This is a genomic window from Roseicyclus sp. (assembly GCF_018402035.1).
GTDB lineage: Bacteria > Pseudomonadota > Alphaproteobacteria > Rhodobacterales > Rhodobacteraceae > Roseicyclus.
This window is the reverse complement of the sequence record NZ_JAGYJN010000001.1, coordinates 580,032-602,760: the sequence shown is the minus strand read 5'-3', so window position 1 is coordinate 602,760 and position 22,729 is coordinate 580,032. Positions and strand designations below refer to the sequence as shown.

The 22,729-nt window shown below is 61.4% G+C and carries 21 protein-coding genes and 1 tRNA gene; 14 read left to right on the top strand and 8 right to left on the bottom strand.

Translation table 11 applies throughout. The features are described from left to right. Positions 1-34: 34 nt before the first annotated feature. Positions 35-1,129, top strand: coding sequence for an alcohol dehydrogenase catalytic domain-containing protein (locus KG698_RS02850; protein WP_213684028.1), 1,095 nt, complete (start codon positions 35-37; stop codon positions 1,127-1,129). A 12-nt stretch (positions 1,130-1,141) separates the two neighbouring features. Here KG698_RS02850 and KG698_RS02845 read toward each other — a convergent pair whose 3' ends face one another. Continuing rightward, a complete protein-coding gene (locus tag KG698_RS02845) occupies positions 1,142-1,933 on the bottom strand; it encodes an enoyl-CoA hydratase (protein WP_213684027.1) in 792 nt (263 codons plus the stop codon). A gap of 215 nt (positions 1,934-2,148) precedes the next feature. Here KG698_RS02845 and KG698_RS02840 point away from each other — a divergent pair, with 215 nt between their 5' ends. From KG698_RS02840 to KG698_RS02825, 4 genes are all read left to right on the top strand, one after another. Continuing rightward, positions 2,149-3,129, top strand: coding sequence for an SLAC1 anion channel family protein (locus KG698_RS02840; protein WP_213684026.1), 981 nt, complete (start codon positions 2,149-2,151; stop codon positions 3,127-3,129). 213 nt (positions 3,130-3,342) lie between these two features. After that, a complete protein-coding gene (rplM, locus tag KG698_RS02835) occupies positions 3,343-3,804 on the top strand; it encodes a 50S ribosomal protein L13 (protein ID WP_213684025.1) in 462 nt (153 codons plus the stop codon). A 2-nt stretch (positions 3,805-3,806) separates the two neighbouring features. Then, entirely contained in the window at positions 3,807-4,301 is a 495-nt protein-coding gene (gene rpsI, locus KG698_RS02830; RefSeq protein ID WP_213684024.1) for a 30S ribosomal protein S9, read from the top strand. A gap of 211 nt (positions 4,302-4,512) precedes the next feature. Next, the gene (locus KG698_RS02825) at positions 4,513-6,342 is read left to right on the top strand and encodes an ABC-F family ATP-binding cassette domain-containing protein (RefSeq protein ID WP_213684023.1); all 1,830 of its coding nucleotides are present in this window, start codon (positions 4,513-4,515) and stop codon (positions 6,340-6,342) included. Here the strand turns inward: KG698_RS02825 and KG698_RS15390 are convergent. Then, positions 6,339-6,470: a hypothetical protein gene (locus KG698_RS15390; RefSeq protein WP_300982832.1), complete on the bottom strand. Its 132-nt coding sequence runs from the start codon at positions 6,468-6,470 to the stop codon at positions 6,339-6,341. The two genes, KG698_RS02825 and KG698_RS15390, sit on opposite strands and share 4 nt — an antisense overlap. A 58-nt stretch (positions 6,471-6,528) precedes the next feature. On the opposite strand from KG698_RS15390, the gene KG698_RS02820 reads away from it, so the two are divergent. Continuing rightward, complete coding sequence (locus KG698_RS02820; RefSeq protein WP_213684022.1) at positions 6,529-6,795, top strand: hypothetical protein; 267 nt, start codon at positions 6,529-6,531, stop codon at positions 6,793-6,795. A gap of 76 nt (positions 6,796-6,871) precedes the next feature. On the opposite strand, the gene KG698_RS15385 is transcribed toward KG698_RS02820, so the two are convergent. The 3 genes from KG698_RS15385 to KG698_RS02810 all read right to left on the bottom strand — a co-directional run bounded on the left by KG698_RS15385 (position 6,872) and on the right by KG698_RS02810 (position 10,623). Further along, positions 6,872-7,003, bottom strand: coding sequence for a hypothetical protein (locus tag KG698_RS15385; protein WP_300982831.1), 132 nt, complete (start codon positions 7,001-7,003; stop codon positions 6,872-6,874). 1,014 nt (positions 7,004-8,017) lie between these two features. Next, on the bottom strand, positions 8,018-9,979 hold the full coding sequence (gene parE / locus KG698_RS02815) for a DNA topoisomerase IV subunit B (protein ID WP_213684021.1): 1,962 nt from the start codon (positions 9,977-9,979) through the stop codon (positions 8,018-8,020). Between the two features lie 149 nt (positions 9,980-10,128). Then, positions 10,129-10,623, bottom strand: coding sequence for a hypothetical protein (locus tag KG698_RS02810; RefSeq protein ID WP_213684020.1), 495 nt, complete (start codon positions 10,621-10,623; stop codon positions 10,129-10,131). Positions 10,624-10,699: 76 nt separating this feature from the next. Between KG698_RS02810 and KG698_RS02805 the strand changes: the two genes are divergently transcribed. Genes KG698_RS02805 through KG698_RS02795 form a run of 3 tightly spaced genes read left to right on the top strand, consistent with a single transcriptional unit; the run spans position 10,700 to position 13,738 of the window. After that, entirely contained in the window at positions 10,700-11,416 is a 717-nt protein-coding gene (locus tag KG698_RS02805; protein ID WP_213684019.1) for a DUF1007 family protein, read from the top strand. Further along, entirely contained in the window at positions 11,404-12,300 is an 897-nt protein-coding gene (locus KG698_RS02800; protein ID WP_213684018.1) for a hypothetical protein, read from the top strand. The genes KG698_RS02805 and KG698_RS02800 overlap by 13 nt, the downstream gene beginning before the upstream one ends. Positions 12,301-12,352: 52 nt before the next feature. Next, the gene (locus KG698_RS02795; RefSeq protein WP_213684017.1) at positions 12,353-13,738 is read left to right on the top strand and encodes an MATE family efflux transporter; all 1,386 of its coding nucleotides are present in this window, start codon (positions 12,353-12,355) and stop codon (positions 13,736-13,738) included. A 65-nt stretch (positions 13,739-13,803) separates the two neighbouring features. On the opposite strand, the gene KG698_RS02790 is transcribed toward KG698_RS02795, so the two are convergent. Then, a complete protein-coding gene (locus KG698_RS02790) occupies positions 13,804-15,180 on the bottom strand; it encodes a M20/M25/M40 family metallo-hydrolase (protein ID WP_213684016.1) in 1,377 nt (458 codons plus the stop codon). A gap of 235 nt (positions 15,181-15,415) precedes the next feature. Between KG698_RS02790 and hemA the strand changes: the two genes are divergently transcribed. The 5 genes from hemA to KG698_RS02765 all read left to right on the top strand — a co-directional run bounded on the left by hemA (position 15,416) and on the right by KG698_RS02765 (position 20,717). Beyond that, a complete protein-coding gene (gene hemA, locus KG698_RS02785) occupies positions 15,416-16,639 on the top strand; it encodes a 5-aminolevulinate synthase (RefSeq protein WP_367114021.1) in 1,224 nt (407 codons plus the stop codon). 163 nt (positions 16,640-16,802) lie between these two features. Beyond that, a complete protein-coding gene (locus KG698_RS02780; RefSeq protein WP_300982830.1) occupies positions 16,803-18,035 on the top strand; it encodes a RodZ domain-containing protein in 1,233 nt (410 codons plus the stop codon). Between the two features lie 99 nt (positions 18,036-18,134). After that, on the top strand, positions 18,135-19,268 hold the full coding sequence (gene ispG, locus KG698_RS02775) for a flavodoxin-dependent (E)-4-hydroxy-3-methylbut-2-enyl-diphosphate synthase (protein WP_213684014.1): 1,134 nt from the start codon (positions 18,135-18,137) through the stop codon (positions 19,266-19,268). Positions 19,269-19,339: 71 nt separating this feature from the next. Then, positions 19,340-19,416: transfer RNA gene (locus tag KG698_RS02770), tRNA-Arg, on the top strand. A 50-nt stretch (positions 19,417-19,466) separates the two neighbouring features. After that, positions 19,467-20,717, top strand: coding sequence for a DUF6538 domain-containing protein (locus KG698_RS02765; protein WP_300982829.1), 1,251 nt, complete (start codon positions 19,467-19,469; stop codon positions 20,715-20,717). Positions 20,718-21,321: 604 nt separating this feature from the next. Here KG698_RS02765 and KG698_RS02760 read toward each other — a convergent pair. After that, the gene (locus tag KG698_RS02760; RefSeq protein ID WP_213684013.1) at positions 21,322-22,008 is read right to left on the bottom strand and encodes a DUF882 domain-containing protein; all 687 of its coding nucleotides are present in this window, start codon (positions 22,006-22,008) and stop codon (positions 21,322-21,324) included. Positions 22,009-22,115: 107 nt separating this feature from the next. Then, on the bottom strand, positions 22,116-22,388 hold the full coding sequence (locus KG698_RS02755) for a hypothetical protein (protein WP_213684012.1): 273 nt from the start codon (positions 22,386-22,388) through the stop codon (positions 22,116-22,118). Between the last annotated feature and the right edge of the window lie 341 nt (positions 22,389-22,729).

Here is a 22,729-nt window from a genome sequence, read left to right as displayed (position 1 = left end):
GATGGCGGGGCGATCCAAAACCGGGGGACTGATTATGCCATCGACCATCCGCGCCGCTGTCTGCCGTGCCTTTGGCCAACCGCTTGTGATCGAGACATTGCAACTCCGCGATCCCGGCCCCGGCGAGGTGGAGGTGTCGGTCGAAGCCGTCGCGATCTGCCACTCCGATATCTCCTTCATCGAAGGGGCTTGGGGTGGGACGCTTCCGGCAGTTTATGGCCATGAAGCAGCAGGGCGGGTCACCGGCTTGGGGGCAGGGGTCGACCATCTGCGCCTTGGTGATCGGGTCTTGGTCACGCTGATCCGCGCTTGCGGCACCTGCCCAAGCTGCGCGGGTGGCAAGCCCGTCTATTGCGTCGGCAATGAGGCGCGCGCGCCCAAGTTGACCGATGCCGACGGCACCCCGGTGCAAGCGGCGATGGAATGTGGCGCATTTGCTGAAAAACTCATTGTCGATCAGACCCAGATCGCCCCCTTGGGCGACGCCATCGCCCCCGAGGCGGCCTGTCTTTTGGCCTGTGGCGTGCCGACGGGTGTGGGGGCGGTGGTCAATACCGCAAATGTGCGGCCCGGTGAGACAGTGGTGGTGATCGGCGCGGGTGGTGTGGGGCTGAATGTCATTCAGGGCGCGCGCCTTGCAGGGGCGGCGCGGATCGTGGCGTTGGATCTTTCAGCGGCCAAGCTTGATGATGCGCGCGCCTTTGGCGCGACCGACACGATCCTTGCCAGCACGCCCGAGCCGTGGCGCGCCTTGTCGGCCATGACCGGCGGGCGCTTGGCGCAGCATGTCTTTGTCAGCGTCGGGGCCATTCCCGCCTATGATGTCGCCCCGCGCCTGATCGGCTGGGGCGGCACGATCTATGCGGTGGGCATGCCCCATTCCGGCGACAAGGCGCGCTATGAGCCGGTGATCATGGCCTTCATGGGCCAAGGGATGCGCGGCACCAAGATGGGCGATGTGGTCTTGGCCCGCGATATCCCGTGGATGGTCGATCTTTACGGCCAAGGGCGGCTCAAACTTGATGAGTTGATCTCGCGGCGCTGGGCTTTTGATCAGATCAATGACGCCATTGCCGATACCAACGCCGGACAGGCAAGGCGCAATGTGCTGATCATGCCGGGGCTTTAGGCGCAAGGCGCGCTATTGCCGCCAATCGGGCTTGCGCTTTTCCAAGAACGCAGCGACCCCTTCGGCGGTGTCGGGGGCGCGCATATTCTCGACCATGGCCGCCCCTGTCATCGCATAGGCTTGATCGAGCGGCAGGCCGAGTTGGTCGTAAAAGGCGCGCTTGCCGATCCGTACCGCGACACCCAGCTTGCCCGCGATCTGTTCGGCCAGCGCCCTCGTCGCGTCTGCCAAATCAGCGGGCGGCACCACGCGGTTAACAAGACCCAGACCGCGCGCCCGCGCGGCGGTGATGAAATCGCCCGTCACCAACATCTCAAACGCCTGCTTGCGCGCCACATTGCGGGAGAGCGCCACCATGGGCGTCGAGCAAAACAGCCCGATATTCACCCCGTTCACGCCAAAGCGGCAATCTTCGGCGGCGACGGCAAGATCGCAACTGGCCACCAGCTGACAGCCCGCCGCCGTGGCGATGCCATGCACCTCGGCGATGACGGGTTGGGGCAGGCGGGGGATCATCTGCATCATCGCGCCGCAGCGGGTGAACAGATCATGCAGCGCATCCGCACCCTGATCGGGGCCAGCGCGCTTGTCGCGCATCTCGTTCAGGTCATGGCCCGCGCAAAACGCCTTGCCCGCACCGCGCAGCACGATCACCCGCTGGCTTGGTGCATCCATCATCTCGTCGAAGCGCGCGCAAATTGCGGCCAGCATCGCATCGGACAAGGCATTCAGCCGCGCGGGCAGGTTCAGCGTCAGATATGTGACCGCCCCGTGATCGGCACGCAGCACCAACGCGTCGGACATGGCTTGCCCCTTTCATTTGCGGCGATCCCAGCACGCCTTTCGCCCATTATAGCGATCAAGCCCGCCTGCGAAAGGATCGCATGCGACCATTGGGCAAAGACAGGCGGCAACGCTTTGGGCTGACAAGGTGATATCGCCGCAGCGCCCTTTGCGCCCTGTCGCCTGTGCGGGGCGCGCGTTATCATTGACAGTGACAATCCGGACCGAGGCCGATCATGACCCAAACCCCGCCAGATCCCGCGCAAGACTTCAGCCGCTTGGCGCATTTCCCCGTGACATTTTTCGCGGTGCTGATGGGGCTTTTCGGCTTGGCCTTGGCGCTCCATGCCGCCGCCGACAGCTTTGCCATGGCCGAGATGGCCGCGCGCGCGGTGCTTTGGTTCGGGCTTGCCTGTTTCGTGGCCATATCGGCCGTCTACTTGTTCAAGCTGATCCGCCACCCTGCCGCGGTCAGTGCCGAATGGCATCACCCCGTGCGGCTGGCGTTTTTTCCCACCATCACCATCTCGCTTTTGCTGATGGCGACCGCGATCCATGGCTATCGCCCCGATCTGGCACTGCCCATCTGGCTGGTGGGGGTGGCGGGCCAAGGCGTGCTGACGGTCGCCGTGATCTCAGGCTGGATCAGCCACCGCGCCTTTGAGGTTGGACATCTGACGCCGGCGTGGTTCATCCCGGCGGTCGGGAACGTGATCGTGCCCTTGGCCGGTGTCTCGCTCGGCTGGGTCGAGATCAGTTGGCTGTTTTTCTCGGCTGGCATGATCTTTTGGCTGATCTTGCTGGTGCTTGTCTTCAACCGCCTGATTTTTCACGCGCCGATCCCCGCGCGACTGTTTCCCACCTTGGTCATCTTGATCGCGCCGCCCGCCGTTGCCTTTGTCTCTTATGTGCGGCTGGTGGGCGGGGTTGATGCCTTTGCGCATATGCTTCTCAGCGGGGCCTATGTCTTTGCCATTCTGGTCTTGGTGCAGGTGCCCAAGCTGATGCGGCTGCCCTTTGCGCTAAGCTGGTGGGCGCTCAGCTTTCCACTTGCCGCGCTGACAGTGGCAAGCTTCGTCTATGGGCGCGCCCAAGACAGCACCGCGCATCTGGTGATTGGCTTGATCGTTCTCGTGGCACTTTCGGCGGTGGTGCTGGGGCTTTTGTGGCGCACTGGCCTTGCGATTTTGCGCGACGAGATTTGCCGCCCCGAGTGACCAGCGCATGCCACAAACAGTCGATTGCACCGAGATTTCTTGGGGTAAAATAATACCTCAAACGTAAACATTTGTTTTATAAGTATTTAATAAGATAGCGGGCCATTGACGATGGCGCAGATTCGGGTAGAACACGCCATCACTTCGCGGTCTCAGGCCGCAGATGTCATTGCGGTCGGGTGATCCCACCCGCCCCCGAAAGGACCGATGGACATGAAAACCTTTTCTGCCACCCCGGCGGATATCGACAAGCAGTGGATCTTGATCGACGCCGAGGGCGTTGTTCTGGGCCGGCTTGCTTCGATCATCGCCATGCGGCTGCGCGGCAAGCACAAGCCGACCTTCACCCCCTCGATGGACATGGGCGACAATGTCATCGTCATCAATGCCGAAAAGGTGCAGGTGACGGGCAACAAGCGCAACAATCACAACTATTGGCACACCGGCTTTCCCGGCGGGATCAAGTCGCGCACGACCGGCCAGATCCTCGAAGGCGATCACCCCGAACGGGTGGTCATGCAGGCCGTCAAGCGCATGCTGCCCGGTGGCAAGCTGAGCCGTCAGCAGATGACCAACCTGCGCGTCTATGCAGGGGCCGAGCATCCCCATGATGCCCAACAGCCCACCGTTCTCGACGTCAAGTCGATGAACCCCAAGAACACCCGGAGCGCATGACCATGGCCGAGACATTCTCTTCGCTCGACGCGCTGAAAGGCGCAGTTGATGCAAGCGCGCCCGCGGCGCTCTCCTTTGACGATGCACCACGCACACCCGTGCGCGATGCGCTGGGTCGTGCCTATGCCACTGGCAAGCGCAAGGATGCGGTCGCCCGCGTCTGGATCAAGCCCGGCTCGGGCAAGGTCGTGGTGAATGGCAAGGACATGTCGGCCTATTTCGCCCGTCCCGTGCTGCAGATGATCTTGCGCCAGCCCTTCACCGTGGCCGGCGTCGAGAACGAGTTCGACGTGATGGCGACCGTCAAGGGCGGTGGCCTCTCGGGTCAGGCCGGTGCGGTCAAGCACGGCATCTCCAAGGCGCTGCAACTCTATGAGCCCTCCTTGCGCGGTGCGCTGAAGGCGGCAGGTTTCCTGACCCGCGACAGCCGCGTTGTGGAACGCAAGAAGTACGGCCGCGCCAAGGCCCGCAAGAGCTTCCAGTTCTCCAAGCGCTAATTGGATACTTGTCGCGCGATTTGCAAAAGGCCGCCCCCTCGGGCGGCCTTTTCGTTGGGCGGGGCACCCGAATTTTCGTACGAAAATTCGCATCGCGCGCCGCTCGCGCAGGGGCGTTGCTGCGCGCGGTTAGCCTTGGACGTGTGAAGAAAGATCAGGTGGCGCCGGACGAGCGCTTGACCTTACTTCGGCCGAGGACTAGCTGCCTGCCATGGCGCGCGCACCCCTTTTGCAATTGACCGATATCTCGCTGACCTTCGGTGGGAACCCGGTATTCTCCGACCTCTCGCTTGTGGTGCAAGAGGGCGACCGCCTTGCGCTTGTCGGGCGCAACGGCTCGGGCAAATCCACCTTGATGAAGGTGATGGCCCGCCTTGTGCAGCCCGACACCGGCAGCGTGATCACCCCCGATGGCGTGCGCGTCGGCTACATGGAGCAAGAACCTGATTTCGCCGGATTTGCGACCTTGGGCGACTATGCCACCGCCAATCTGGACATGGGTGAGGAATGGCGGGTCGAGGCCGTGGCCGAGGGGCTGAAGCTCAAGCTGGCCGCCGAACCTGGCCGGGCCTCAGGTGGTGAGCGTCGCCGCGCTGCACTTGCCCGGCTTTTGGCTGAGGCACCTGAATTGATGCTGCTGGACGAGCCGACGAACCACCTCGACATCGAGGCGATCGGCTGGCTTGAGCGCGAACTTTTGCAAGCGCGCACCGCTTTCGTGCTGATCAGCCACGACCGCGCTTTTTTGACCGCCTTGGCGCGCGGCACGCTTTGGCTCGACCGTGGGGTCGTGCGCCGCCAAGATCGCGGTTTTGCCGATTTCGAGGCATGGCGCGACAAGACTTGGGACGAAGAGGATCAGGCCCGCCATAAGCTTGATCGCAAGATCAAAGCCGAGGCACGCTGGGCCGTCGAGGGCATCAGCGCCCGGCGCAAGCGCAACCAAGGCCGTGTGCGTGCGCTGCAAGATCTGCGAGCCGAGCGTGCGGGCATGATCCGCCGCCAAGGGGCCGCCGAGATGGTGCTTGATGCGGGGCAAGCCTCGGGCAAGCGGGTGATCGAGGCCACGGGCATTTCCAAAAGCTTCGGCGACAGGGTGATCTTGCAGCCCTTCGATCTGCGCATCTTGCGCGGGGATCGCGTGGCCTTTGTCGGCCCCAACGGCGCGGGTAAGACAACGCTTCTCAATATCCTGACAGGTCAAACCGCGCCCGATACCGGGACCGTCACCCTTGGCACCGGGATCGAGATGGCGGTGTTCGACCAGACCCGCGCACAGCTCGACCCAGAACAGACGCTCTGGGACAGCCTGACCCAAGACCCCGCCGCGCGCGTCAGTGGCCGCTCGGATCAGGTCTTGGTGCGGGGTGAGCCACGCCATGTGGTGGGCTATCTCAAGGATTTCCTCTTTGACGAGGCACAGGCGCGCGCGCCTGTCCGTTCGCTCTCGGGGGGTGAAAAGGCGCGTCTGTTGCTGGCCCGGATCATGGCGCGCAATTCCAACCTTTTGGTGTTGGACGAACCGACCAATGACCTCGACATCGAGACGCTGGATCTGTTGCAAGATCTCTTGGGCGATTACGCGGGCACCGTGCTGTTGGTCAGCCACGACCGCGATTTCATCGACCGTGTCGCAGGCACCACCATCCTGCTCGAGGGAGAGGGCCGCGCCGTGGCCTATGCGGGTGGCTGGTCGGATATGCTGAACCAGCGCGCCAGCAGCCAGCAGCCGCCCAAAGACGCGCCCAAAGCGGCCAAGCCCAAAGCCCCCGAGGCCGCAGCGCAAAAACCCGCGGCCCCGCAGAAATCCAACCTCAGCTTTACCGAAAGCCACCGCCTCAAGGCGCTGCCCGCTGAGATCGCGCGGCTGGAAGCCGAGATCGCCAAGCTGATGGAACTGATGGCCGATCCCGCACCTTTTGCGCGCGAGCCGGTCAAGTTCCGCAAGGCGACCGAGGCGCTGGATGAGCGCCAAGCCAAGCTTGCCGCCGCCGAGGAAGAATGGCTGACGCTGGAAGAGAAAGCCGAAAGCGCGGGCTAATCTTGTAGCGTGATCAGATAGGCGATCAGATCGGCGACAGGGCGGCTCATCAAGATCGGCTGGCCATCGGCACCCGCCATCGCGACATCGGCACCCACCCCTTCGAACCAGCGACCGAATAGCGGCATGTCGCCCCCATGCGCCGCGCGGGGGCGGCGGCCGTCGATCTGTTCGGCCACTGATAGAATGGGGAATTCCCCCGCCTGCGCCAGCTTGCGTCAGATCGCTTGGGGGGCTGCGCATGAGATCGGCCATGGTGCCATCGCCCTTGGCCGTGGCCCCGTGACAGGCGGCGCAGAAATCGCGGTAAAGCACGGCACCTGCGTCGATATCTTGCGCCACGACGGGCGGGCAAAGCAGGGCGAGGGTCAGGGCAAGGGGCAGGGGGCGCATCGGCATCACTCCGGCTGGGAATGGGCCGAGCATGGCGCTTGCCTGCGATATGCGCCTTGACCTTGGTCAAGCAGGGGTGGCCGGGCGCGTGGCCCGACCGCCGGAATTCTGACCGATCTCAGGGCAGGCTATGGGCCTATTTGCCCTTCTTGTTGCCACCGATATCAAGCGGCTTGCCCGCGTTGGAATTGGCGGTGGCCAAGACCTTGGGCTTTTCCTTTTTCGGCTTCTTGGTTTCCTTGTTACCTTTGTTCTTTTCCTTGGACATGGGGATGCTCCGGCATGATGGTCCGCACGGGGCACGATGCCACGCACGGGGCAGAGGCTCGCGGGGCGATCAGGGTTGCCTGCGGGTGGCAGGGCGATGATGTCCGGTGAGGGGGCGCGAATGGCCCCTGTGGAGAAGATGGCGATTGTGGGTGGGGGCGCAAGGGGTGTCTGGTTGGAGGGTAACCATCCGTTAACCCTCGTTGTGGGTTCGCCCCATGTCGCGTTACCGCCGTCTTCATGTGTACCCGGTGGCGCATATTTCTTTGATTAATCTTGCCAATAGGCAGGATGATTTGCTGGTCACAAATATTGCCGCATTGCGGGCGGCCTATGCTGGTCCTCGGCACTATGCCGGTCGAGACCCGATGCTATCGTGGTTTTGCCCGACCACCTGCACGCGATCTGGACAATGCCCGAAGGTGACAGCGATTTCCCGACGCGGTTGAGCGGATCAAACGGGAATTCTGTTAGCATCGGACAGCGCAACCGCAGCACGTAAAATGGATCAAGGGGAGGCAGGTATCTGGCAACGCCGGTACTGGGAACGATTGATCCGCGATGAGGCAGAACGAGAGGCTGCGTTGCGCTACGTTGGACCAATCCGGTAAAGCATGGGTATGTGCGCCGCGCGGTCGATTAGCCCCATTCTGCCTCGGTTCGACTCGCTCAGATAGTTAACCGTCGCTGGGACCCATTCGTTGCTCTTGCCAGTGGGGTAGTGTGACTGGCGTTAGCGTCGAAACCGCACGGCGTCTATACCCGCACGCTCTGTCAGGGCACGCTTCAGGAGCTGCAATGGTAATGTAACTCGATTCGACGGATCGTCATCCGACATAGGTAGGTTGCTCATCCCGTACGCCCTAACGCTAGGACCGTCCAGTTCTCGTATGTGTGCGGAACCGCCAATAGCCCGTAAGGCTTCAATAATCCTTAGCATCATACCGGGTAGGTTTGGTAATGAAGCTTGATCGACAAAGAACAGTCTATCGTTACTCATAATCGTTACTCCCACTCAAACATCCACATCCTCAACAAACCGCGCGTTCTCCTGAATATACTGGAACCGCAGTTCCGGTTTCTTGCCCATCAGCCGTTCGACCAGATCGCCGGTCTCGCCCGGCGCGTCCTCGTCCACCGACACACGGATCAGCTTGCGCGTTGCGGGGTCCATGGTGGTGTCTTTCAGATCCTTGGCGTCCATCTCGCCCAAGCCCTTGAAGCGCGACACGTCGATCTTGCCCTTGCCGCCGATGCCCTTGGTCAGCCACCCCGCCTTTTCCGCCTCGTCCAGACAATAGACGCGCTTGGCTCCTTGGGTCAGGCGAAACAGCGGCGGGCAGGCGAGGTAGAGGTGCCCCCGGTCGATCATCGGCCGCATCTGGGTAAAGAAGAACGTCATCAACAGCGCCGCGATATGGGCGCCATCCACATCGGCGTCGGTCATGATGATGACCTTGTCATAACGCAGATCGTCGATGTTGAACTTTGTCCCCATCCCCACGCCAAGCGCTTGGCACAGATCGGAAATCTCGGCGTTCTGGCTCATCTTGTTCGATGCCGCACCCAGCACGTTCAAGATCTTGCCCCGCAGCGGCAACAGCGCTTGGGTCTTGCGGTCGCGCGCCATCTTGGCCGATCCGCCCGCGCTGTCGCCCTCGACGATGAACAATTCCGTGCCATCGCGCGCCGATTGCGAGCAATCGACCAGCTTGCCGGGCAGGCGCAGCTTTTTCGTCGCGGTCTTGCGGTCGGTTTCCTTTTCGGCGCGGCGGCGCAGCCGTTCCTCGGCCCGCAGCACGAGGAAATCGAGGATCGCACCCGCCGATTTCGTATTTGCGGCCAGCCAATTGTCGAAATGGTCGCGCACCGCCCCCTCGACCATCCGCGCGGCCTCGGTCGTGGCCAGCCTGTCTTTGGTCTGGCCCACGAATTCAGGTTCCGCGATGAAGCACGACACCAGCGCGCCCGCGCCTGAAATCAGATCTTCGCGGGTGATATTGGCGGCCTTGCGGTTGCCCGACAATTCGCCGTAGCCGCGCACGCCCTTGAGGATCGCGGCCCAAAACCCCGCTTCATGGGTGCCGCCCTCGGGCGTGGGGATGGTGTTGCAATAGGATTGGATGAAGCCGTCGCGCGCAGGCGTCCAGTTGATCGCCCATTCCACCGATCCGACCGCGCCGAATTTCTCGCCGAACTCGACCTTTCCGGCAAAGGGCATGTCGGAATAGGTGACAGCCCCCCCCATCGTCTCGCGCAGGTAATCGGCCAAGCCGCCGGGGAAATGGAACACGGCCTCACGCGGCGTCTCGCCATCGTCGATCTCGGTCTTCCAGCGGATTTCCACGCCCGAAAACAGATAGGCCTTGGAGCGGACCATTTTCATCATCCGCGCAGGGCGGAAGCGATGAGAGCCAAAGATCTGCTCATCGGCGTGAAAGATCACCGTGGTGCCGCGCCGGTTGGGGGCGGCACCCGCCGGGCGCACCGGCCCTTGGGGCAGCCCGCGCGAAAACTCCTGCACGAATAATTCACGGTTGCGCGCCACTTCGACCCGCATGTGATCAGACAGCGCATTGACCACCGATGCCCCCACGCCGTGCAGACCGCCGGATGTCTGATAGGCCTTGCCCGAAAACTTGCCCCCTGCATGCAGCGTGCAAAGGATCACTTCGAGCGCGGATTTGTCAGGGAATTTCGGGTGTGGATCGACCGGGATGCCGCGCCCATTGTCGCGCACAGTGACGGTGAAATCGGCCCCCAACTCAACCTCGATGCGGCTTGCATGTCCTGCGACCGCCTCGTCCATCGCATTGTCCAAGACCTCGGCCACCAGATGATGCAGCGCGCGCTCATCTGTGCCGCCGATATACATGCCGGGGCGTTTGCGGACGGGCTCCAACCCCTCCAACACCTCGATGGAGGAGGCGTCATAGCCTTGGCTGTCATTGGTGCCGGACAACAGATCGTTGGGCATATTCCTGCTCTATCTTGTATGTGCTCGCGCGCATACTGGCAGGTTTAGGGTGCTGGGGAAAGGGGAAGGGGGCTGTGTCGCGCAAAAGCTGCGCGTTTTATGGCTGGTCATGAACGGGAGGCATGGTGCCCGGCGCGATCAGCGCGGGTTCAAAACCCAAAATGAGCCTTGAGAATGTGATCATCGACAATGTTGCGCTGATATGCGACCGAGGCGATCGCATAGAGCATGGCTTGGTCGCCCTTCGAGAGGGTTCCGTTCGCCATACGTTCAAGGCCCTGAGCCAGCGCATTGATGATATCTTGGTTCATCATGCCGTTTGCGATGGCAAACAGGGATTGTGCCGTCTCTGTATCGATCGCGGCTTGTGAAAGCAGCTGTTCGAAATGGGCGGGGGTGTATTGCACGAAATCATCGCTGAGTTGTTGGCTGCGCAGCTCATGGTCGACGCGCGAGATCACCATATCCAACGTGCCCGTCAACGCCGCGGCGGTTGCCAAGGACAACCCAACCACAGCCGCACCCAGCACGGTCCAGTCAACGGTGATGGCTCCGTTTTCAGTATGCCAAAAGGATTTAAGGTCAAAATGCATTGCACCACCCGTTTCGCGCTCGTCGGTTTGAGTAGTGCGCAATCGCGGCATGAATATGTCGGATTACGCGATGTTTGCGAAACAACGCCGCCGATATGGCGAACAATAGGTTGATCACTGATGCGCGATGGCGGGCCGGTCGGCGCGGCGGGGGCTGTGCAACCTGCCGCTTTTCTCCTATCTGAGCTTTATGGTGACATCTCGTCTTTCGCTTGCTGTTCTTCTGAGCTTCGGCGCGGCGCTGCCGCTTGCTGCCCATCCCCATATCTTTGTCGATGCCGGGCTGCGCCTGTTTCATGACGCAAAGGGCGCTGTCACCGCAGTCGAGGTGACATGGCGCTATGATGAGCTTTATTCCTTGCTGATTGCCAGCGACTATGACCTCGACCCCGATCACGACATGATCTTGAACCCTGATGAGACGGCCGCGATGCTGGGCTTCGATCTGAATTGGGGCGGCGGGTTCTCGGGTGGGTTGGTCCTCAGCCAATCGGGCGATCCCTTGGCCCTTGGCGCGCCCGAGCCGGTGTCGTTTTCCATGCTTCCCAATGGTCAGATCGAGACGACCCATCGCCGTGCCGTTCAAGGGGCCACGCCTTCGGCCCCGGTCGTGGCGCAGATCTTTGACCCCGAATTCTACATCGCCTTCGAGATGATCCTCGACATCGCGGCTGATGACAGGGCGGGCTGCACCGTTACGCTGGAACGTGCCGATCTTGACGCCGCCTATGTTGTTTTGGAGGCAGCACTGCAAGAGATTGGTGGCGCGGTCGCGGCCGAGGATAATTTCCCCCCTGTCGGTGCGCATTTCGCCGATCGTGCGGTGATCGCATGCCCCGACTGATCAGTTTGATCACCTTGGCACTGATCGCGGTGTTGGCGGTGCTTTACGCCAGCGGTGCGGATCGCGCACTGACGCAATGGGCGCTTTCGGGCCAACGTGGGGCGCAAGATACCATGGCAGGCGGGCTGCGCGCGCTGCGCGCGGGTGAGGGGGCGGCGCTGGCCGGTTTCTTAATCGTCTGTTTCAGCTACGGCTTTTTCCATGCCGCAGGGCCGGGGCATGGCAAGCTTTTGATCGGCGGCTATGGCGCGGCGCGTGCCGTGGGCGCATGGCGGCTTTCAACCGTGGCCTTGATCGCGAGCTTGGCCCAAGGGCTGAGCGCTGTCGCTTTGGTGGGTGCAGGCGTCTGGGTCTGGCAACTGGGCCGTGCGCAAATGACCGATCTGGCCGACCGTTTGCTGGCCCCGCTTAGTTTTGGGGCGATTGCGCTGATCGGGCTATGGCTGGTCTGGCGCGGGCTGGCGCGGCTGCGCGCCGCTCAGCGGCACCATCACCATGATCACCACCATGGCCCTCACTGCACCACCTGCGGCCATGCCCATCTGCCTGATCCTGCAGACATCGCCGCCGCAACAGGCTGGCGCGACATGGCACTCTTGATCGGGGCCATTGCGATCCGGCCCTGTACCGGCGCGCTCTTTATCTTGATCTTGACCGCGCAGATGGGAATTTTCGCCATCGGCGTGGCGGCCACAATGGCCATGGCCTTGGGAACGGCGGCGCTGACCATCGCCGTGGCGCTTGGCGCGGTGATGATGCGGCGCGGCGTTCTGGCCGGCCTTGCCGAAAGCCCGGCCCTCGCCCGTATCCAGCCGATGATCGAGATCGCGGTGGGCGGGTTTATCGCGATCCTTGCCGCGCGCACCGCGCTGGCCGCGCTGTGAGCGGCGCTTGCCCCCTTGCCGGTTGCAATCCCCAAGGCTAAGGGCAGGGATCATGTCACCCCTCTCCCACCATCTTCGCGCCACGCTTTCCCTTGGCCTTCCGCTGATCGGCAGCATGTTGGCCCAAATCGCCATCACGCTTACCGATACGGTGATGATGGGCTGGTATGGTGTTGCGGAACTGGGGGCCGTGGCACTTGGTGGCAGCTATTTCCATGTGGTCTTGATCCTTGGCATGGGCTTTGGATTGGCGGTGATGCCGCTTGTGGCGGCCGCCGCGGCCAATGACGACCGCCGCCAGGTGCGGCGCGTCACGCGGATGGGGCTATGGATCGGGCTGATCTTCTCGGCGCTTGCGATGCCGCTCTTCCTATTCTCCGGGCCGATCATGCTGTCCTTGGGTCAAGACCCGCTGGTTGCTGAATTGACCGAGGCCTATCTGGTGATCGCCGGATGGGGCATCGCGCCTGCCGTATTGATGACAGTGTTGCGCAGTCATCTCTCGGCGCTTGATCATCCGCGCATCGTGCTTTGGGCAACACTTGCCGGTGTGGCCTTCAATGCTTTCGCCAACTGGGTGCTGATCTTCGGCAATCTTGGCGCGCCGGAAATGGGTGTGCGCGGTGCGGCGCTGGCCTCGCTTTTGACGCATCTGCTGATCCTCGTGGTGCCTGCGCTCTATGCCGCCATGCACAAAGACCTGAGACAAGACACGCTTTTTGCCCGCTTCTGGAACCCAGATTGGGAGGCGATGGGCCAAGTCTTTCGCCTCGGCTGGCCCATCGGTCTGACGCTTTTGTCGGAATCGGGCCTGTTCATGGCGACGATGGTGATGATGGGCTGGCTTGGCCCTAATGCGCTGGCCGCCCATGGGATCGCGATCCAGATTTGCTCGACCACCTTCATGGTGCATATCGGGCTGAGCCAAGCGGCCACCGTGCGCGCCGGGCGGGCTTGGGGCGTGGACGATATCGCCAATCTGCGGCTGGCGGGGTTTTCTGCGCTGATCTTGTCGGGCGCCATGGTTGCGGCCACCATCGCGGCCTTCCTGCTTATCCCTGCGCCGCTCATCGGCCTGTTTCTCGATCCCGCCGACCCGCTGCGCCCCGAGATCATCGCCATGGGCGCCAGCCTGCTTTTGGTTGCGGCGCTGTTTCAACTGGCCGATGCGGGGCAGGTGATGGCGCTGGGCCTGCTGCGCGGTGTGCAAGATACGCGCGTGCCGATGATCTATGCGCTGGTGTCTTACTGGCTGTTGGGCCTGCCCGCCGCATGGTTCTTGGGCTTTCCCATGGGCTTTGGCGGTGAAGGGATTTGGGCGGGGCTTGTGGTGGGGCTGGCCTTTGCCGCCGGGCTGATGATGACGCGGTTTTGGCGTGGACCTGCGCGCCGCACTCTGGGCCTGCGTCTACCTGAGCTGCCCATCTTTGCTTTCTAAATACTCCGGGGGGGCGCCATTGGCCCAAGGGCCAATGGCGCGGGGGCAGAGCCCCCATCGCGCGCTTAGCTTGCTCCAAGCCCCGTCAAAATACGCGCCCAAGCGCGCGTCCCGCGGTGAAAACTCGTCAGGTCGTATTTCTCGTTCGGGCTATGGATGGCGTCATCATCCTTGCCGAAACCGGCAAGGATCGAATCCATCCCCAAAATCTCTTTGAAATACCCCGCCACGGGGATCGAGCCGCCACCGCCGATAAAGGCCGCCTCGCCGGGCCATTCTTGGCTGAGCGCACGACGCGCCATCTCAAAGGCGGGATGGCCGATATCCATCTGGCTGGCCGGGCTTGCGCCATGCGCGTGAAAAGTGACGCTGCAATCGGGCGGCATTTGCGCGCGCACCCAATCGCGGAACGCGGCGCGCAGCTTGAGCGGATCTTGCCCCGCCACCAGACGGAACGACACCTTGGCCGAGGCTTGCGCGGGCAGCACCGTCTTAAAGCCCGCCCCTGTATAGCCGCCGGTGATCCCGTTCACCTCGGCTGTGGGGCGCGACCAGATCATCTCCAGCCCCGTGCGGCCGGCCTCGCCGGCCGGATGCGATAGCCCGACCTCGCCCAGGAAGGCCGCGTCATCAAAGCCCAAGCCCGCCCATTGTGCGGCCAGTTCCGGCGACAACTCCTCCACCCCGTCATAAAAGCCCGGCACCTGCACTCGGCCCTGATCGTCATGCAGCCCCGCCAAGATGCGGCTCAGCACCCGGATCGGGTTCATCGCGATGCCGCCATACATGCCCGAATGCAGATCGATCCGGGGGCCGGTGATCACGATCTCTTCGCCCAGCATGCCGCGCAACTGCGTGGTGATGGCGGGCACATCATCCGAGAAAAGGCCTGTGTCGCAGATCAAGGCCAGATCGGCGCGCAGCATATCGGCATGTTCCTTGAGATACGGCACCAGCGATGGCGACCCCGATTCCTCCTCGCCTTCCAAGAACACCGTGACCTTGCAGGGCAGGCGGCCGGTTTCCGCGATGATCGCGCGGCAGGCCTCCAGAAAGGTCATGAGCTGGCCCTTGTCATCGGCGGCACCGCGCGCGCGGATCACGCGGCCCTTTGGTGTCTCGTCCAGCGCCGGATCAAAGGGCGCGCGATCCCAAAGCGATAGCGGATCGACAGGCTGCACATCGTAATGGCCGTAAAACAGCACATGCGGCCCCGGCCCATCCATCTGTCCCACCACCATCGGATGGCCCGGCGTGTCATGGACCGCCGCGGCAAAGCCCATGCTGGCCAGATCATCGCGCAGCCAATCGGCAGCGGCGCGCACATCGCCCGCATGGGCCGGATCGGTCGAGATCGAGGGGATGCGCAACAGCGCGAACAACCGCGCCAGCGCCGGCTCCAGATCGGCATCGATACGGGTCAAAACGGCGTCAAGCGACATGGGGGTTTCTCCGGTTTGGGCGCTGCTCGGGGCCAAGCAGATACAAGGCGCGCGCAAATGTCCAGACAGCGCCACGACGCCCTTGCCGGTTTGATCTAGGTCAAAGCTGGGTGCGCGGCATTTTGTAACTTGGCCCTCATGGGCATCACGGCCTATGTCGCCGGACAAGACAGAAGCAAGCGTCTTTGACAGCCGGGCCCATCGCAGGGCGCGCCGGAAGGGGGAGAGACAGCCAGTGGATTATAACAGCGCGCTCGACACCGCGATTGGCCGCCTTCATACCGAGGGGCGTTATCGCACCTTTATCGATATCGAGCGCCGTCGCGGCCAGTTTCCCCATGCCGTGTGGAAAAAACCCGATGGCAGCGAACAAGATATCACCGTGTGGTGCGGCAACGACTATCTTGGCATGGGCCAGCATCCCGCCGTGCTTTCTGCGATGCATGAGGCGTTAGAGGCCACGGGTGCAGGCTCTGGCGGCACGCGCAACATCTCGGGCACAACTGTCTATCACAAACAGCTTGAGGCTGAATTGGCCGATCTGCATTGCAAGGAGGGGGCGCTTGTCTTTACCTCCGCCTATATCGCCAATGATGCGACGCTTTCCACGCTGCCGCTCTTGTTTCCGGGGCTGATCATCTATTCGGACGCGCTCAACCATGCCTCGATGATCGAGGGGATCCGCCGCAATGGCGGGGCCAAGCGGATCTTCAAGCACAATGACCTGGCCGATCTGCGCGCGAAACTTGCCGCCGACGATCCATCGGCACCCAAGCTGATCGCCTTTGAGAGCGTTTATTCGATGGATGGCGATTTCGGCCCCATCGCCGAGATCGTGGAATTGGCCCGCGAATTCGGCGCGCTGACCTATCTCGACGAGGTGCATGCCGTGGGCCTATACGGTCCGCGCGGGGGTGGCGTGGCCGAAAAGCTGGGTCTGATGGACCGGATCGACATCATCAACGGCACGCTCGGCAAGGCGTACGGCGTGATGGGCGGCTATATCGCGGCCAGTGCCAAAATGTGTGACGCGATCCGCAGTTACGCGCCGGGCTTCATCTTCACCACCTCGATCCCGCCTGCGATTGCGGCGGGGGCTGCGGCCAGTGTGCGGCATCTGAAATCCGATCAGGGCTTGCGCGATCTGCATCAAGAACGCGCTGCCGTCCTCAAGCTGCGGCTCAAGGGCATGGGCCTTCCGATCATCGACCATGGCAGCCACATCGTGCCGGTCATCGTGGGCGACCCGGTGCATACCAAAAAAATCTCGGACATGCTGTTGTCAGAATTTGGCATCTATGTGCAGCCGATCAACTACCCCACCGTGCCACGCGGCACCGAGCGGCTGCGCTTTACGCCCTCGCCAGTGCATGACCCAAAGGCCATGGATGCGCTCGTGCGCGCGATGGACGCGCTCTGGAGCCATTGTGCGCTGAATCGTGCCGAGATGGCCGGATAGCCATATCTGGTTGTTTTCCACAGCCTGTAAGCATGTTAACCCAACAGAGGTGATCGGAAGTGCTGGGGAATCACTCCGAAGTGATGTATGCTGGTTGGGGTAGGCGGCGAATAACCCACTAGATCTTGAGATCTGGGGGCGCCGCGACAAAAGTGAGCGGTTGATGGGGCAGGATCAAGACCAGATGGCGGAGAGCGCCTATAGCGTTGCGGCCCCTGCCAGCGGCTTTGATGGCTACGACATCACGGATGTTCCCCTTGGCGATCTGTTGCGCGGTGAGCGTGCCACCATGGGCAAATCGCTTTTGGATGTCGAACGCGAACTCAAGATCCGCGCGGCCTATATTGCCGCAATCGAAAATGGCGATGTGGGTGCTTTCTCAAGCCCGGGTTTCATCGCGGGCTATGTCCGCTCGTATGCGCGCTATCTCGGGATTGATCCGGAGTGGAGCTATCGGCGTTTTTGCACCGAGAGCGGCTTTAGCGGCGTGCATGACAGCGCGGCCCAACATGGCAAACCCGCGCAACGATCCGCAACACAGATACCCCGCCTTGTTGATCCAAACGACGTCATCTCTGGCGGTCGGATCAGTTTTGGCCCCAGTCGTCAAAGCCCTTTCGCGGGGATTGAACCGGGCGCTTTGGGCTCGTTTGCGGTGCTGGTCGCATTGGTGCTGGGGATCGGCTACGGCGCTTGGGCGGTGCTGCACGATATCCAGCGGCTTCAAATCGCCCCACTCGAAGATGCACCCATGCCTTTGGCCGAGCTTGATCCGCTTGCCGGCGCGCGCGCGGGCAACTTCGAGGTTGCACAAGATTTCGGCGTGACCCTGCCCACCATGGACAATGCGCCCCGGATGCACCGCCCACAGGCTTTGGATGCGCCAGTGCTGACACCGCGCGACGGTGCCTTGGCCACGCTTGATCCTGATCAGGTGGGTGCCATCGGCCCCGGCGTCGCGACGGCGGGCCTAGCCCCGCAGCGCCCCGCGACGGCTGCAAGCTTGGCCCAAGAGCAAGCAACGGCAAGCGCCGTGCAAGTGACCGAAGCGCGCGACGATGAATTGGTCGTTTTCGCCGTGCGCCCCTCTTGGATCAGGGTTAGCGCCGCATCGGGGGAAACCTTGTTCGAAGGCACCTTGAACCGTGGCGATAGCTATACCGTGGCGCTTGGCGGTGATGCGCCGCCCGTGCTGCGCTCGGGCAACGCGGGCTCGGTCTATTTCATGGTGAATGGTGTGACGCTTGGGCCAGCCGGTACGGGTGCCACGGTGGTGCGCGATATCGCCCTATCGGCAGATGCCGTGAGCGCAAGCTACGCCATGGCCAACGCGGTGATCGATCCCGACCTGCCCGAGGTTGCGGCACTTGTCATCGGTGCGGCTGGCGATAACTGAGCGCGCGCTGTCACGCCGCGCGCATGCCCCGTTGTCCACTGCGCTTGACATGGCTATCCTACCCGCAAAGCCCTGAAGGACGAGCGAAAAGGTCCGCGCATGTCACATAACCCGATCAGACCGTGGCGTTCCATTGCACGGCGCAAAAGCCGCCAGATCCATGTCGGCCGCGTGCCGGTTGGCGGTGATGCACCGATCAGCGTGCAGACCATGACCAACACGCTGACAACCGATGTCAGGGCCACGATTGATCAGGTGCAGCGCTGCGCCGATGCAGGTGCCGATATCGTGCGCATCTCGGTGCCCGATCAAGACAGTTCACGCGCGCTTCATGAGATCGTGCGCGAAAGCCCCGTGCCAATCGTGGCCGATATCCATTTCCACTACAAACGCGCGATTGAGGCCGCCGAGGCAGGCGCTGCTTGTTTGCGGATCAATCCCGGCAATATCGGCGACGCCTCCCGCGTGCGCGAGGTCATCAAGGCCGCGCGCGATCATGGCTGTTCGATCCGTATCGGGGTCAATGCCGGCAGCCTTGAAAAGCATCTGCTCGACAAATATGGCGAGCCATGCCCCGAGGCGATGATCGAAAGCGGCCTCGATCATATCCGCATTTTGCAAGACAACGACTTTCACGAGTTCAAGATTTCCTGCAAAGCCTCGGATGTTTTCCTTGCCGCTGCCGCCTATCAAGGTCTGGCCGAGGCGACGGACGCCCCCATCCATCTTGGTATCACCGAGGCTGGTGGCCTGATGTCGGGCACGATCAAATCGGCAATCGGGCTGGGAAGTTTGCTTTGGGCAGGGATCGGCGACACGATCCGCGTCAGCCTGTCGGCCGATCCGGTCGAAGAGGTCAAGGTGGGCTTCGAGATCCTGAAGTCGCTGGGCCTACGCCATCGGGGCGTCAACATCATCTCTTGCCCATCCTGTGCGCGGCAAGGTTTCGATGTGATCAAGACGGTCGAGGCGCTCGAAAAGCGGCTGGAGCATATCAAGACGCCGATGAGCCTTTCGATCATCGGCTGTGTGGTGAACGGGCCGGGTGAGGCGCTGATGACCGATGTGGGCTTTACCGGCGGCGGTGCCGGGTCTGGCATGGTCTATCTGGCAGGCAAGCAAAGCCATAAACTCTCCAATGACCAGATGGTCGAGCATATCGTCGAACAGGTTGAGAAGAAGGCCGCCGAGATCGAAGCCGCCCACGCCGCCGAGACGCAATTGGCCCAATAGGGGCAGCCGATCCACCTTGCCGCATTTCCCGTTGCGGCAGATGGGGCGGGCAGCTATACCGCGCTCCAGATGCACCCGTAGCTCAGCTGGATAGAGCGCTGCCCTCCGAAGGCAGAGGCCAGGGGTTCGAATCCCTTCGGGTGCGCCACTTTGACCACATTGAGACCAGTCTCACGGTCAGCATCTCGTTGATAACCCTTGGAAATTCCTGTCTCGCTTCCATGCGGGCTGCCAAATGGGTTGACCAGATTGCTGACCAATTCACCTCCCTACACCTTCGTTCGTCGTGGCTATTTCTACTTCTCGCGGCGTGTTCCTTCCGACCTGCGGTCTCACTATTCTTGCTCGAGAATTGTTCACGGGCTTCGAACGCGGTCACCTCAACGGGCTAAGTCGCTTGCTGATGTGGCTGCTGCGCAGCTTGATGCCTATTGGACCCAGATACGTCTTGCGCAGATGGACGTACCGGGCATGGCCTTTGTCAAATCTCGTCCAAAGACTATTCCACTGGGCCTCAGTCGGGATGTTGGCCAAGCTACTGAAAAGCCTGATGATTGTCCTACGATGTCTGATGCCGTGGACCTCTATCTGCGCCTGCGCGGTAATGGGCGACCCAAGACGTTTGCTGTCGATATCCGGCGGGCAGCAGGTTATCTCACGCAAGTAGCGCAAGATCGTCCTCTCTCGTCATATTCCCGACAAGATGCACTCGCCCTTCGCGATTGGTTGGTGGTCCGTGGCTTGGCTGGGTCGTCTGTGACCCGTGCCTTCTCAAACGTGAACGCCGTCTTCAACTTTGCCGTGTCGGAGTTGGCCCTGAACATCACCAACCCCTTCCGTGGGGTCTATCATGACCGACAGGCTGGTGTGGTGATCCGGAAGCCCATCCCGGTGCAAGATATCAAGAAGGTGCAGCGGGCCTGCCGTGACCTGAACGACGACATGCGCTGGCTGATTGCCATCGTCTCTGACACCGGAATGCGCTTGGCAGAGGTGGCAGGTCTGGCGCGAGAGGACCTATGCGATCTGGACGGTCCTATGCCCTATCTCAAAGTTCAACGACATCCATGGCGTGGGCTGAAGACCGCAAGCAGTGATCGGCTAGTTCCTCTGGTCGGAGAGGCACTTTGGGGGGCCAGACAGGCCTATGCGCAGGGTGATGGCTCTGCGTTCCTGTTCCCACGCTATAACAGGGCAGGGACCACATCTGCGAACTCAGCCAGTGCTGCTCTGAACAAATGGATGGGCGAATATGTGCCGGATGGCTGCACGATGCACAGCTTCCGGCATTCGATGCGGGATCGTCTACGGGCCGTGCAGTGTCCGAGCGATATCACCGATCAGATCGGCGGATGGGCGAGAGCCGGTGTAGGGCAGGGCTATGGTAGCGGGTATCCCCTAGAAATCCTGCATGACTGGATGGTGAAGGTGTCTGAGCAGGGTGGGTAAACCCAATCTGGTCAACCCATTTGGCAGCCCGCATGAACGCGAGACAGGAATTTCCAAGGGTTATCAACGAGATGCTGACCGTGAGACTGGTCTCAATGTGGTCAAAGTGGCGCACCCGAAGGGTGTTTGGCTCACTCCTGATCCGCCATCATCATACTAACCCTATGATTTTATGAGATATGGCACGGCTGACACTGGCGCAGGTAGGATGTTCTTGATCAGTCATCTGGTCAGCCATCCTGCATGACATCCTTGCAGGTATTCCCCTGCTAGAACCTGTCCCGCCAATGCTATGGCCCTGTATCATCCCCTCAAGACCCCTGAGGCATACCCCCGGAGCGCACGGCAAGGGGGGCAGGGATAACGTGTATAACCCTGACCCGCGATGGGGATTTTGGGAACCGTGTACCGGCTGTGGCTCTGCCGTGCTGGGCTATCCCGTTGGTTTGGCGGTTTTGGTAGCAGAGATGAGAGGGGTAGGAGGTCAGCCCTGTGCATCTTGGCGGCTTACCATGGCCTAAGGGAACCACGGCAGAGATGGCATTGGGGGGTCTTGCGAGCAGGTCTGAAGGAGAAAACAGAGGCCTTGGCTAAACAAGGCTGTCTATGCCCCCCATTGGCGACGCGCTCCGCTGTCGATGTGGACAAAATTGCTGTAAACACCAACACCGCCCGTACAAATATCGCGGGCTTTTGCGCCAAGCTGACGATTTGAAACGCCCGGAAGATAAAAGTCGATCGCTTTGCCTTGGGTGTGCCACGAGTTCACGGCAACTTCACGACTGCGTTGACGCAATAATTCGTTGGTCTTGGTGCTGCGATATCCTGAGGCAATCAAGACATCCAACGCGCTGCCATGCATATTATGTTCCGCACAGATCAAAAACAGATATTGCAAAACCTGATCATCCATCTGAACGGTTTCATTTTCGCGCCAATCCCGCAGAAAGTGGTTTAATCGTTGCCGATCTAGTGCACTCAGTTGCAGTGTTGGTGGAACACTCAACGACATCTGCTCATCGATGTTTGCATTGCGTAGGTTCAGCCTAAGTCCGGTCTCGAATGGATTGAGTGGACTTGCAGGTTCCAGCGTGTTGGGCGGTTGTGCAGAAATCGCCGGATCTTGTGTGTAAAGGCTTTGGAACCCGGTCGGCCGGCCCTGATTATTGTCTAACGCAAAAATTCCCGTTCCCTTGGTGAGATCGATCAGCGGCGCAGATGCTGCCGCAGAAGGTGCCGCCAGCAGTCCAGCCAAAACCATACGTCTTGAAACATGAGCACAACGCTTCATGTGCAAAACAACCTATCACCCAGCATTTCGATCACGCCGGCCCCGCGCAATGTTTGTCGCTCCTCTGGAAGGCCAGTTTCGCAACCTTGCCGCCAGATTCTCGACGGTCAGAAAGTCTGCGCAGCGATTGCGCTGGTACACCCGCTGGCGTGCAATCCAAGATGCGAGAATATGGCCCTGTACCCACATTTGCAGCGGCGATATTTGCTTTGTATGGATGAAACATCAAACCGCACCTCAAGCGCATCTTTCCAAATTTGAGCAAGAACCGTGCCACTTTTGATCAAAGCGAGGGCAGAGGCGGCCTGTGCGATCAGCATGTGTCGTTCCGAATGCGCGGCGAGATGGCCAAAATTGCGATCGACGATCACAATCATCATGTCGATCCCGTTTGCCTATAAGGACGTTTACATACGCTTCCACGCGACGCTGGGATGGCGCAGCGATATGGGCAACACCCAACGCGACGTTGGCGTGAGTACAGCAGCTCTCAGCGGCAGTAGGGGTGTTGTAACTGTCACAAGCTGCCCAAAGTGGGCGGCCGCGTCATGCGCAATGCGCACAATTCTGGCGTAGCAAGCGACGGACGCAGTCTAGAACATCGCCCGACACCGACATGATGATCACATCATCCTCACAAGATGCGTCATCACGACGGCGCTGCATCCGAAGGTCAGGCAGCTTCAGCAAAGCCGAGCACATGTCACATACGCGTCATTTC

Excerpts from the sequence above, each read along its gene's own strand:
- KG698_RS02800 (WP_213684018.1), top strand. The coding sequence starts at position 11,404 with ATGCCCCGACTGATCAGTTTGATCACCTTGGCACTGATCGCGGTGTTG.
- ispG (WP_213684014.1), top strand. The coding sequence starts at position 18,135 with ATGTCACATAACCCGATCAGACCGTGGCGTTCCATTGCACGGCGCAAA.
- rpsI (WP_213684024.1), top strand. The coding sequence starts at position 3,807 with ATGGCCGAGACATTCTCTTCGCTCGACGCGCTGAAAGGCGCAGTTGAT.
- KG698_RS02760 (WP_213684013.1), bottom strand. The coding sequence starts at position 22,008 with ATGAAGCGTTGTGCTCATGTTTCAAGACGTATGGTTTTGGCTGGACTG.
- KG698_RS02845 (WP_213684027.1), bottom strand. The coding sequence starts at position 1,933 with ATGTCCGACGCGTTGGTGCTGCGTGCCGATCACGGGGCGGTCACATAT.
- KG698_RS15390 (WP_300982832.1), bottom strand. The coding sequence starts at position 6,470 with ATGCCGCTATTCGGTCGCTGGTTCGAAGGGGTGGGTGCCGATGTCGCG.
- KG698_RS15385 (WP_300982831.1), bottom strand. The coding sequence starts at position 7,003 with ATGTCCAAGGAAAAGAACAAAGGTAACAAGGAAACCAAGAAGCCGAAA.
- KG698_RS02820 (WP_213684022.1), top strand. The coding sequence starts at position 6,529 with ATGGGGAATTCCCCCGCCTGCGCCAGCTTGCGTCAGATCGCTTGGGGG.
- KG698_RS02840 (WP_213684026.1), top strand. The coding sequence starts at position 2,149 with ATGACCCAAACCCCGCCAGATCCCGCGCAAGACTTCAGCCGCTTGGCG.
- rplM (WP_213684025.1), top strand. The coding sequence starts at position 3,343 with ATGAAAACCTTTTCTGCCACCCCGGCGGATATCGACAAGCAGTGGATC.
- KG698_RS02825 (WP_213684023.1), top strand. The coding sequence starts at position 4,513 with ATGGCGCGCGCACCCCTTTTGCAATTGACCGATATCTCGCTGACCTTC.
- KG698_RS02790 (WP_213684016.1), bottom strand. The coding sequence starts at position 15,180 with ATGTCGCTTGACGCCGTTTTGACCCGTATCGATGCCGATCTGGAGCCG.
- KG698_RS02780 (WP_300982830.1), top strand. The coding sequence starts at position 16,803 with ATGGGGCAGGATCAAGACCAGATGGCGGAGAGCGCCTATAGCGTTGCG.
- KG698_RS02755 (WP_213684012.1), bottom strand. The coding sequence starts at position 22,388 with ATGATGATTGTGATCGTCGATCGCAATTTTGGCCATCTCGCCGCGCAT.
- KG698_RS02795 (WP_213684017.1), top strand. The coding sequence starts at position 12,353 with ATGTCACCCCTCTCCCACCATCTTCGCGCCACGCTTTCCCTTGGCCTT.
- KG698_RS02850 (WP_213684028.1), top strand. The coding sequence starts at position 35 with ATGCCATCGACCATCCGCGCCGCTGTCTGCCGTGCCTTTGGCCAACCG.
- KG698_RS02810 (WP_213684020.1), bottom strand. The coding sequence starts at position 10,623 with ATGCCGCGATTGCGCACTACTCAAACCGACGAGCGCGAAACGGGTGGT.
- parE (WP_213684021.1), bottom strand. The coding sequence starts at position 9,979 with ATGCCCAACGATCTGTTGTCCGGCACCAATGACAGCCAAGGCTATGAC.
- KG698_RS02805 (WP_213684019.1), top strand. The coding sequence starts at position 10,700 with ATGGCGGGCCGGTCGGCGCGGCGGGGGCTGTGCAACCTGCCGCTTTTC.